The sequence below is a fragment of the Streptomyces sp. A3M-1-3 genome (genome assembly GCF_024213665.1).
In the GTDB taxonomy this organism is placed as follows: Bacteria; Actinomycetota; Actinomycetes; order Streptomycetales; family Streptomycetaceae; genus Streptomyces.
In genome coordinates this window covers 297,687-308,013 of record NZ_JANAVP010000005.1, presented here as the reverse complement: position 1 = coordinate 308,013, position 10,327 = coordinate 297,687, and the positions used below count along the sequence as shown (strand labels likewise).

8 protein-coding genes and 1 tRNA gene are annotated in these 10,327 nt (G+C 66.8%); 1 reads left to right on the top strand and 8 read right to left on the bottom strand.

Annotated elements, in window-relative coordinates:
• The first annotated feature begins 143 nt into the window (after positions 1-143).
• Positions 144-521 (top strand): hypothetical protein, encoded by a 378-nt coding sequence (locus NLX86_RS08440; RefSeq protein ID WP_254370953.1) that lies wholly within the window; start codon positions 144-146, stop codon positions 519-521.
• A 9-nt stretch (positions 522-530) separates the two neighbouring features.
• Here the strand turns inward: NLX86_RS08440 and NLX86_RS08435 are convergent, their stop codons facing one another.
• The 8 genes from NLX86_RS08435 to recF form a co-directional block, all read right to left on the bottom strand.
• Complete coding sequence (locus tag NLX86_RS08435; RefSeq protein WP_308409559.1) at positions 531-767, bottom strand: helix-turn-helix transcriptional regulator; 237 nt, start codon at positions 765-767, stop codon at positions 531-533.
• Positions 768-954: 187 nt separating this feature from the next.
• Positions 955-2,022 carry a hypothetical protein gene (locus NLX86_RS08430; protein WP_254370951.1) on the bottom strand — a complete coding sequence of 356 codons (1,068 nt, stop codon included), beginning with the start codon at positions 2,020-2,022 and terminating at the stop codon, positions 955-957.
• Positions 2,023-2,587: 565 nt separating this feature from the next.
• Positions 2,588-2,661: transfer RNA gene (locus NLX86_RS08425), tRNA-Ile, on the bottom strand.
• Positions 2,662-2,732: 71 nt separating this feature from the next.
• The gene (locus NLX86_RS08420) at positions 2,733-3,383 is read right to left on the bottom strand and encodes a DUF3566 domain-containing protein (RefSeq protein WP_254370950.1); all 651 of its coding nucleotides are present in this window, start codon (positions 3,381-3,383) and stop codon (positions 2,733-2,735) included.
• Between the two features lie 3 nt (positions 3,384-3,386).
• Positions 3,387-5,975 (bottom strand): DNA gyrase subunit A, encoded by a 2,589-nt coding sequence (gene gyrA, locus NLX86_RS08415; RefSeq protein ID WP_254370949.1) that lies wholly within the window; start codon positions 5,973-5,975, stop codon positions 3,387-3,389.
• Between the two features lie 42 nt (positions 5,976-6,017).
• The gene (gene gyrB, locus NLX86_RS08410) at positions 6,018-8,078 is read right to left on the bottom strand and encodes a DNA topoisomerase (ATP-hydrolyzing) subunit B (protein WP_308409558.1); all 2,061 of its coding nucleotides are present in this window, start codon (positions 8,076-8,078) and stop codon (positions 6,018-6,020) included.
• A gap of 552 nt (positions 8,079-8,630) precedes the next feature.
• Positions 8,631-9,179 (bottom strand): DUF721 domain-containing protein, encoded by a 549-nt coding sequence (locus NLX86_RS08405; protein ID WP_254370948.1) that lies wholly within the window; start codon positions 9,177-9,179, stop codon positions 8,631-8,633.
• Positions 9,176-10,306 carry a DNA replication/repair protein RecF gene (gene recF, locus NLX86_RS08400; RefSeq protein WP_254370947.1) on the bottom strand — a complete coding sequence of 377 codons (1,131 nt, stop codon included), beginning with the start codon at positions 10,304-10,306 and terminating at the stop codon, positions 9,176-9,178. Before recF ends, NLX86_RS08405 begins: the two co-directional genes overlap by 4 nt.
• Positions 10,307-10,327 lie beyond the last annotated feature (21 nt).

The window sequence follows — 10,327 nt, the reverse complement described above, 5'->3', positions numbered from 1 at the left end:
TCGATTCACCGGGGTATGCAAGCACAACACGACCGACAACGCACTTCTGCGACCAGCACTTTCGCAACAGACCCTAGCTGACCCACCCCAGGGCGGGTCGCTACGCCAGCGGCCCGCCCATTCGACACAGAACGGACCAGCTGGTGGCCACTACCGAACTCGCCGGACGCAGCCGCGTCACCGTCTTCCCCCTCGAGGGACTCACCGTCGCCTACACCACACAGTCGAGCGACGCCCGCGGTCTCGGCGACGTCGCCGTCGTCGGAGTCATCGCCCCCGACACCGCAACCGGCGATCACCTGTGGCGGCTCGCGGCGAGCATGTTCACCAACCCGCCGCCCGGCCAGGCGCAGGCGCGATGGATCCTCACCCAGTGCAGCCGTGCCCGCACCGTCAAAGCCCCCGCGCATCAAGATCTGCCCGACGCGAAGTGGAGCGCTCCCCTTGGCCGCGAGTTCGGCTTGGACGCGCTCTTCGCCAACCACATGGTCTTGCGTACGGGGCGATTCGCGTTCGAGTGAGGCTCAGGGCTATTGCCGTATGAAGGTCGCCAGGGGTACGCCGACGGCATCGGCGATGCGGATGAGGGTGTCGATGCGTGGGGCTACGTGCCCCTGCTCGATTCGGTTGAGCGAGGGCCGGTCGAGGCCGGCCGTCTCGGCCACTCTCTGCTGCGTCAAGTTGGCGTGTATCCGTGCGGCCCTGATCTGATCCCCGATTGCCCGGCGGCGGACGACGACCCAGTCGGGTTGGGGGTTCGGTGGCACCCCACCACGCTGGTTCGATCATCTTCGAATATCTGTACTGTAAAACCTACATTCTTTGATCACGTTTAAGTGGGCGGCTTCGTGATTGCTGCCCATGCCGCGGCGGCCACCCGCGCTGCTGACCATTTCCCAAGGCTGGCTCACCCTCGACGTGACGCGGTCTCATCGGCGGCAGGCCTGCTCTGACTTACGCCCGCCCAGAACCTGCCGTCCAGCGTCCGTACCAGGCCATGAGTTGATTGGTCGAGCTCAGCCCCAGCGCCGCTCGCGCATTGGCCAGCTCCTTGTTGATCAGCCGATCGCTCATCCCCACCCGCTGTCCGACCTGATGCTGGAGATAGCCAGCGTCCAGCTGGCAAAGGATGACGAGCTGCCGCTCATTGAGGACCGAGTCGGCCGGCATGGGGTCGAACTCTTGCCAGCGTGTTGCGAGCTCCCAGAAGAGGGTGAAGACGGCTCGGGCCCACATCACGGCACTACGGTCGAAGACGTGCCATCCCGAGTTGGACTCGGCTCCCTCCACGACGTAGTTGTCGATGAACAGGTGCCGGCGGTCGACGATTACCATTCGGGGGAACGGCCCCGCGTAGGCGCGGACGTCTGCGCCGGCCTTCATAACGTCGGCTACGTACTCCCTGGTCTGTTCGTGAGCGTGCGCAGTGGAGTGGAACAGGGACTTCAACTGCGCGCCTCGCTCAAGCGCGTCGCGGGTGCGTGAGGTCCCTAGCTTCTGGATCTCGGGGTCGCGGTCGCTAGGCGAGTCCGGTTGCGCTGTGTACAGCTCCTTGGTGGCCTTGCCGGTAACGTCACCGATCCGGGCGTTCATCTGTCGCTTGCTGGGCAGGAATTCCGATCCGGGACCGCCGTACAGCCGGTGGGGATCGAAGTCCACTGTCAACGCCTCCAGGGCGGGGACCTGGGCCAGACGCTCGACCGCCTGGGAGAGGGCAGCCTGTTCGGTCACCAGGAGGCGCTGGGCAACGGCGCGTGGGTCGAGGGCGATGTGTCGATGGGGGCGGTAGGGATCCTCGACGACCAGCCCGAGGGCGATGAGGCGATCGATCGGGGCGCCGTCGGGGACTCCCTCATCGGCAGCTATGCGTTTGTACGTGTCGAGGTCTTCCGGAGAGAGCGGCAGGGCATCGCCCGGACGATTACCCTCGCCCAATTCGCCCATGAATTCCCCCTGTTGAGTGTGCGTATATCCGAACGTGCAGGTTCTCGCACAGTGTTCGTCCTGGATCTCCCTGTGCACACATGGCAGCCTACGTTCCGTAACACCGAGTCGCACCAACGTTCTATGTTCGCCGTGTCGCCCCCGCGAAAGGACCGGTATGACCAAGTTCCGAGCTTGCCTCGCCGCGGCAGCTCCGCTTCTGCTGGCCCTCGTCGCGATCATGCCGCCGGGGCCCTCAGAATCGCCCGAGACCGCGCGCACCATGCAGGCAGAGGCCGCAGAGGGAGACGTCGGCTGGGGCGCCCCGCCAGCCCTCCCGACAACCCCTCCGACGCCCGCAGTGCCCAACGACGACGTCGGCTGGGGATGACCGAGCTTCCGCAAGTCGGCCACAAGACCCCGGCTGGGTGCTCGGGAGGCCCTGGTCGGAAGACGCGCCCCCCTACCGGTGCATTCGGTAGGGGGGCGTCGCGCTGCACACAGTAGACGGCGGCACTGAAGTTTGGGACTGGCACGCGTGACCGATTACAGCCAGGGCACCGATGGAGTTACGGACTAGTAGCGGGTTCTCAAGATCAAGATATGTAGAAGGCCCGGTAGATCGTGAGATCTACCGGGCCTCTGACCTGCATCAGGTCTGCGGTGGGGCTAACAGGATTTGAACCTGTGGCCTCATCCTTATCAGGGATGCGCTCTAACCAACTGAGCTATAGCCCCGCGCTGCCCCTGAAGATTAGCGCACCTGGCGGCCAGTCCCAAAATCGGTTCCGGCCCCCTCGGGACGAGGGCTACTCGTCCTCGGCGAGCGTCAGCTCGACACCGCCCACGAACCCGGCCGACAGGTTGTAGATGAACGCGCCCAGCGTCGCCAGGGCCGTGGCCAGCACCACATCGATCACCGCGATCACCGAAGTGAAGAGCAGCACCCGCGGCAGCGACAGGAACGACTGCAGATCGAACCCATTGCTCTCGTTCGAGCCGGTGGCCTCGCTGATCGTCCCGCCGACGGTGGAGAACACACCCATCGCGTCCATCACCATCCACAGCACCGCGGACGCTACAACCGTGCAGATCCCCAGTGCGATCGACAGCAGGAAGCTGACCTTCATCACCGACCACGGGTCGGCCTTGGCCACCCGCAGCCGCGCCTTACGGGTGCGGGGCACCGTACGCGCCCCCGTACGCGGCCGACGCACCGCAGCACCCTGCTGACCGCCCTGCGTGGCCCCCGGCCCGGCCGGCGCCGCGTACGCCTGCGGCGGGTGGTACGGCTGCTGCCCGGCCGGCTGCGCGGCCGCCGGCTGAGCAGCAGCGGACTGCGCAGCAGCGGACTGCGGTTCTCGGGTGTCCGTCACGGTTCCCCCCTGGGAGTCCGCGGCAGGGCCACGGGCACCTTTCGCTCCGGAAGCGGCCGCTCCGGCGCCCGTGGCTCCACTCACGATCTACTCCTCGTGCTCCCCGGCCGAGGGCTGGGTGCCCTCGGCGGCCTCGGCCACGTCGCCCTCGGCGTCTTCGGTCCCCTCGACCTCTTCAGCCTCGCGCCCGGCCTCGGCGTTACGTGCGATACCGACAACGGCATCGCGCTTGCCCAGGTTGATCAGCTGGACGCCCATGGTGTCACGGCCCGTCTCCCTGACTTCGTTGACTCGCGTACGAATCACACCACCGCCGAGCGTGATGGCGAGGATCTCATCCGTCTCCTCGACCACCAGCGCGCCGACCAGCGAGCCCCTGTCCTCCACGATCTTGGCGGCCTTGATACCCAGCCCACCACGACCCTGAACGCGGTACTCGTCCACGTTGGTCCGCTTCGCGTACCCACCATCGGTTGCGGTGAACACGAACGTACCGGGCCGGACGACATTCATCGAGAGCAGTTCGTCTCCCTCACGGAAACTCATCCCCTTGACGCCCGACGTCGCCCGCCCCATCGGACGCAGAGCCTCGTCCGTTGCGGTGAACCGGATCGACTGCGCCTTCCTGCTGATGAGCAGCAGATCGTCCTCCGCCGACACCAGCTCCGCACCGATCAGCTCATCGTCACCGCCGGTCTCCGTCTCCCGGAGATTGATCGCGATGACACCACCGGAACGCGGCGAGTCGTAATCCTTCAGCGACGTCTTCTTCACCAGACCCGCCTTCGTGGCGAGCACCAGGTACGGCGCGGCCTCGTAGTCGCGGATCGCCAGAATCTCGGCAATCTGCTCATCCGGCTGGAACGCCAGCAGGTTCGCGACATGCTGCCCGCGCGCATCCCGGCCGGCGTCCGGCAGCTCGTACGCCTTGGCCCGGTAGACCCGGCCCTTGTTGGTGAAGAACAGCAGCCAGTGGTGCGTCGTCGAAACGAAGAAGTGGTCGACGATGTCGTCCTGCTTCAGCTTCGTACCGCGCACACCCTTGCCGCCCCGCTTCTGCGAGCGGTAGTCCTCGGTCTTCGTCCGCTTGACGTAGCCGCCCCGCGTGATCGTGACGACGATGTCCTCCTCGGCGATCAGGTCCTCGATGGACATGTCACCGTCGAAAGGCACCAGCTTCGAGCGCCGGTCGTCGCCGAACTTCTCGACGATCGCCGCCAGCTCCTCGCTGACGATCCCGCGCTGCCGCTCCGGCGAGGCCAGGATCGCGTTGTACTCATTGATCTTCGCCTGCAGTTCGTCGTGCTCGGCGACGATCTTCTGCCGCTCCAGGGCGGCCAGCCGGCGCAGCTGCATCTCCAGGATCGCGTTCGCCTGGATCTCGTCGATCGACAGCAGGCCCATCAGGCCCTCACGCGCCTGCTCGACCGTGTCACTGCGCCGGATCAGCGCGATGACGTCGTCGATCGCGTCCAGCGCCTTGAGCAGACCGCGCAGAATGTGCGCCCGCTCCTCCGCCTTGCGCAGGCGGAACTTCGTACGCCGGACGATGACCTCGATCTGGTGGTGCACCCAGTGCCGGATGAACGCGTCCAGCGAGAGCGTGCGCGGCACCCCGTCGACGAGCGCCAGCATGTTCGCGCCGAAGTTCGACTGCAGATCGGTGTGCTTGTAGAGGTTGTTCAGTACGACCTTGGCGACCGCGTCCCGCTTCAGCACGATGACCAGGCGCTGGCCGGTCCGCGAGGACGTCTCGTCACGGACGTCCGCGATCCCGCCGATCTTGCCGTCCTTCACCAGGTCGGCAATCTTCTGAGCAAGATTGTCCGGGTTCGTCTGGTACGGAAGCTCCGTCACCACCAGACACTGCCGGTTCTGGATCTCCTCGACCTCGACCACCGCACGCATCGTGATCGAGCCGCGGCCCGTCCGGTACGCCTCCTCGATGCCCTTGCGGCCCACCACCAGCGCACCGGTCGGGAAGTCCGGGCCCTTGATCCGCTCGATGAGCGCGTCCAGCAGCTCCTCGTGCGTGGCCTCCGGGTGCTCCAGCGCCCACTGCGCACCCGCCGCGACCTCACGCAGGTTGTGCGGCGGGATGTTCGTCGCCATACCGACCGCGATACCCGCCGAACCGTTGATCAGCAGGTTCGGGAAGCGGGCCGGCAGAACCGTCGGCTCCTGGTTACGGCCGTCGTAGTTGTCCTGGAAGTCGACGGTCTCCTCGTCGATGTCCCGGAGCATCTCCATCGACAGCGGGATCATCTTGCACTCGGTGTACCGCATGGCGGCAGCCGGGTCGTTGCCCGGAGAGCCGAAGTTGCCGTTGGAGTCCACCAGCGGCATCCGCATCGACCACGGCTGCGCGAGCCGCACCAGTGCGTCGTAGATCGAGGAGTCACCGTGCGGGTGGTACGTACCCATGACGTCACCGACGACACGGGCGCACTTGTAGAAGCCCTTCTCGGGCCGGTACCCGCCGTCGTACATCGCGTACAGCACCCGGCGGTGGACGGGCTTCAGACCGTCCCGGACGTCGGGCAGCGCACGCGACACGATGACGGACATCGCGTAGTCGAGATACGAGCGCTGCATCTCCGTTTCGAGCCCGACCGGCTCGATCCGCACGGCCGGCTCTTCTTCTTCAGTGGTGGCAGGAATGTTCTCGTCGGCCATTGCTGGTCAAAATCCTTTCAGGGCGGTCAGCGACAGACCGACTCAGATGTCGAGGAAGCGAACGTCCTTGGCGTTGCGCTGGATGAAGGAGCGCCGCGCCTCGACGTCCTCACCCATCAGCACCGAGAACAGGTCGTCGGCCTGCGCCGCATCGTCGAGCGTGACCTGGCCGAGAACGCGGTGGTCGACGTCCATCGTCGTGATGCGCAGCTCCTCGGCGTTCATCTCGCCGAGACCCTTGAAGCGCTGGACCGAGTCGTCCTTGATCCGCTTGCCCTGCTGCTTGCCCAGCTCGACGAGGGCGTCACGCTCGCGGTCCGAGTACGCGTACTCGAAGTCGTCCCGGCCCCACTTGATCTTGTAGAGCGGCGGACGGGAGAGGTAGACGTGCCCGGCCTCGACCAGCGGCCGCATGAAGCGGAACAGGAAGGTCAGCAGCAGCGTGTTGATGTGCTGGCCGTCGACGTCGGCGTCCGCCATCAAGATGATCTTGTGATAGCGGAGCTTCTCGATGCCGAAGTCCTCGTGGACCCCGGTACCGAAGGCCGAGATCAGCGCCTGCACCTCGGTGTTCTGCAGAATCTTGTCGATCCGCGCCTTCTCGACGTTCAGGATCTTTCCGCGGATCGGCAGGATCGCCTGGTACTGCGGATTACGGCCCGACTTCGCCGAGCCACCGGCCGAGTCACCCTCGACGATGAAGATCTCGCACTTCGTCGGATCGTTCGACTGGCAGTCACTCAGCTTGCCCGGCAGCGAGGCGCTCTCCAGCAGCCCCTTACGGCGGGTCAGATCACGCGCCTTGCGGGCCGCGACCCGGGCGGTCGCCGCCTGGATCGACTTGCGGATGATGTCCGACGCCTCGTTCGGATTACGGTCGAACCAGTCCGTCAGGTGCTCATGCACGACCTTCTGCACGAAGGTCTTCGCCTCCGTGTTGCCCAGCTTGGTCTTCGTCTGACCCTCGAACTGCGGCTCACCCAGCTTCACCGAGATGATCGCCGTCAGACCCTCGCGGATGTCCTCACCGGTGAGGTTGTCGTCCTTCTCACGCAGCAGCTTCTTGTCGCGCGCGTACCGGTTCACCAGACCCGTCAGCGCCGACCGGAAGCCCTCCTCGTGCGTACCACCCTCATGCGTGTGGATCGTGTTCGCGAAGGAGTACACGCCCTCCGAGTACTGCGAGTTCCACTGCATCGCGATCTGGACCGAGAGCATCCGCTCCCTGTCCTCGGACTCGACGTCGATGACCGTCGGGTGGATCAGGTCGCCCTTGCGCGAGTTGAGGTACTTCACGAAGTCGACGATGCCGCCCTCGTAGTGGTACGTCACCGAGAGCGCCGGCACCTCCTCCGGCTCCTCCGCCGAATCCGCGCCCACGACGGCCTTCGCCGACTCGCGCTCGTCCGTCAGCGTCAGAGTCAGGCCCTTGTTCAGGAAGGCCATCTCCTGAAAACGCCGCGACAGCGTCTCGAAGGAGTAGTCCGTCGTCTCAAAGACATCGTGGTCCGCCCAGAACGTCACCGCCGTACCCGAGTCGGAGACCTCCTCGTGCTGAGCCAGCGGCGCCGTCGGCACACCCAGCTTGTAGTCCTGGGTCCAGCGGTAGCCGTCACGCTTGATCTCGACCGACACTCGGCTGGACAGCGCGTTGACTACGGAGACACCGACACCGTGCAGACCACCGGAGACGGCATAGCCGCCACCGCCGAACTTGCCTCCGGCGTGCAGCACGGTCAGTACTACCTCGACCGCCGGCTTCTTCTCCACGGGGTGCATGTCGACCGGGATACCGCGGCCGTTGTCGATCACCCTGACCCCGCCGTCGGCGAGGATCGTGACGTCGATGGCGTCCGCGTGACCGGCCAGGGCCTCGTCGACCGAGTTGTCGACGACCTCGTACACCAAGTGATGGAGTCCACGCTCACCGGTCGAGCCGATGTACATGCCGGGCCGCTTACGGACCGCGTCCAGTCCCTCGAGGACGGTGATAGCGCTGGCGTCGTACGAGGCGGTGACCTCGCCGTTCTCACCGGCAGTGGACGGAATGTTCTCGTTGGGGTTGCCGGAATCGGCCACGAAGCGCCCTTTCTGGCACAGCACAAGCCGGTCTCCGGGCAGGCGGGAGCGGCTGCGTCGTTCGACATGTTCCGCAAGTGGGCGGGATTAGTTATCAGTCTACCGGTAACGCCGACATGAATGGGGGTTTGCCGGTACCTGAGTCCGCATGTGCCGCCCTGAACCTCCGTCGACCGACTCCCCATATTCAGGAAGGGTCCCCAAGAGGCTCACGCGGGCATCCAGCGCTTCGGCCTGTCAACCTCCCACTACGGTGAGGGACACCCCACCCCCCGCAAGCCCCCATCCGGGGGAGCCCTCCATTCCGCAACCGCCCGGGAACGTGCGGTCGTACGAGAACGGGGGCCCGGCGCGAGAGGCCGGAACGGCGGGCCCGAGGCGGCCGGCGCTCGCGACGGCCCGGAAGGGCAGGCCGCGGAAGCGCGACGCCGAACACCCTGGCACTGCGCCAGCCGCAGACGGGGGTTCCCGCAGCCAGAGCGGCGGATGGCGCAGCGCGGGCCGGGCCCCGGTTCCAGGAAGGTGGGGGTCCCTCGGACGGAGTCCGGGGGAGGGGCAGGGGAGTGCACCACCACCTCAGCCGTATGTGTCGCCCGGCCCCGTACTCCCCGGCGCCCGCAACGGCCCGAACCGACGCGCCGGCCCCCCAGGCCCCAGCACCTTGATCAGCCGTACGGTCCCCTGACCCAGATCCGCATTCAGCCGCGCCACCAACTGCGGCGCCAGCAACCGCAGCTGCGTCGCCCACGCCGTCGAATCACACTGCACCGTCAGCACCCGCTCAGCAGGATCGTCGTCGTACCGCAGCGGAACACAATGCTTCGCCAGATCGTCCCCGACGATCTCCGGCCACCGCCCCATCACCCCGCCCACGGCCATCGGCATCTCCCAGCCGCGCTCCGTCTTCAGCCGCTCCAGCGCCGCCCCGAGCTGCAACGGATCCCGGCCGTCCGCCCGCGCGCCCGACCGCAACCCACCGCGCCTGGCCTGCTTCTTCTGCTGCGCCGCAGCCCCACGGGCCCGCGCCTGCTCCTTCGCCGCCGCCAGCGCCTGACGCGCCAGATCCACCCCGGACGCCTCCGGCACCCTCCGCGGACCAACCGCCCCACCAGACTCACCACTCACGCCCGGCTCACCTCGCCCCCGGCCACCGCAAACCGCGCACCGGCCAGCACAATCGGCACATCGTCGTCCACAGCCGCCGTCACCAGCACCTGCTCACCCGGCGCCACCAGCTCAGCCAGCCGCTCCCGCCGGCGCACATCCAGCTCGGCGAACACGTCATCCAGCACCAGCACCGGCTCATTGCCCTCGGCACGCAGCAGGTCGTACGACGCCAGCCGCAACGACAACGCGTACGACCAGGACTCCCCATGGCTCGCATAGCCCTTCGCAGGCAGCTGCCCCAGCTTCAGCACCAGATCGTCCCGGTGCGGCCCCACCAGGGTCACCCCCCGCTCGATCTCCTGCTTACGCGCATCCAACAGCGCCGCGAGCAGCTGCTCGTACAGCTCCTCACGCGAATGAACCCCCGGCAGCCCGCCGCCCACAGAGCTGCGGTACTCGAACGCCACCGGCCCACCACCAGGCGCAAGCTGCTCATACGCCTTGTCCGCCAGCGGCGCAATCGTCGCGATCAGATCGAGCCGCTGCGCCAGCAGCTCCGCGCCCACCCGCCCCAGATGCTGATCCCACACATCCAGCGTCGACAGATCCACCCCGCGCCCACCATGCCGACGAGCCATCGCCGCCGACTTCAGCAACGTGTTCCGCTGCTTCAGCACACGCTCGTAGTCCGACCGAACCGCAGCCATCCGCGGCGAACGCGCCGTGATCAACTCGTCCAGGAATCGCCGACGCTCACCCGGATCACCCTTGACCAGCGCCAAATCCTCCGGCGCGAACAGCACAGTCCGCACGATCCCCAGCACATCACGGGGCCTGACCTGCGAAGACCTATTGATCCGCGCCCGATTGGCCCGGCCCGGATTCAGCTCCAACTCCACCAGCTGCTGCCGCTCGCCCTGCACCACAGCGGCGCGAATGACCGCGCGGTCCGCCCCCATCCGTACCAGGGGAGCATCCGACGAAACCCGGTGACTGCCCAGCGTCGCCAGGTAGCCGACCGCCTCGACGAGATTCGTCTTGCCCTGACCGTTCGGACCGACAAAAACGGTGACGCCCGGGTCGAGCGGGACCTCGACCCGGGCGTACGAGCGGAAGTCGGCCAGCGACAGATGCGATACATGCATGGGTGTGCGCCGACCTCCCCC

Bases quoted from the DNA above. Each gene is read 5' to 3' on its own strand.
- recF (WP_254370947.1), bottom strand. From the start codon at position 10,306: ATGCATGTATCGCATCTGTCGCTGGCCGACTTCCGCTCGTACGCCCGG.
- gyrA (WP_254370949.1), bottom strand. From the start codon at position 5,975: ATGGCCGACGAGAACATTCCTGCCACCACTGAAGAAGAAGAGCCGGCC.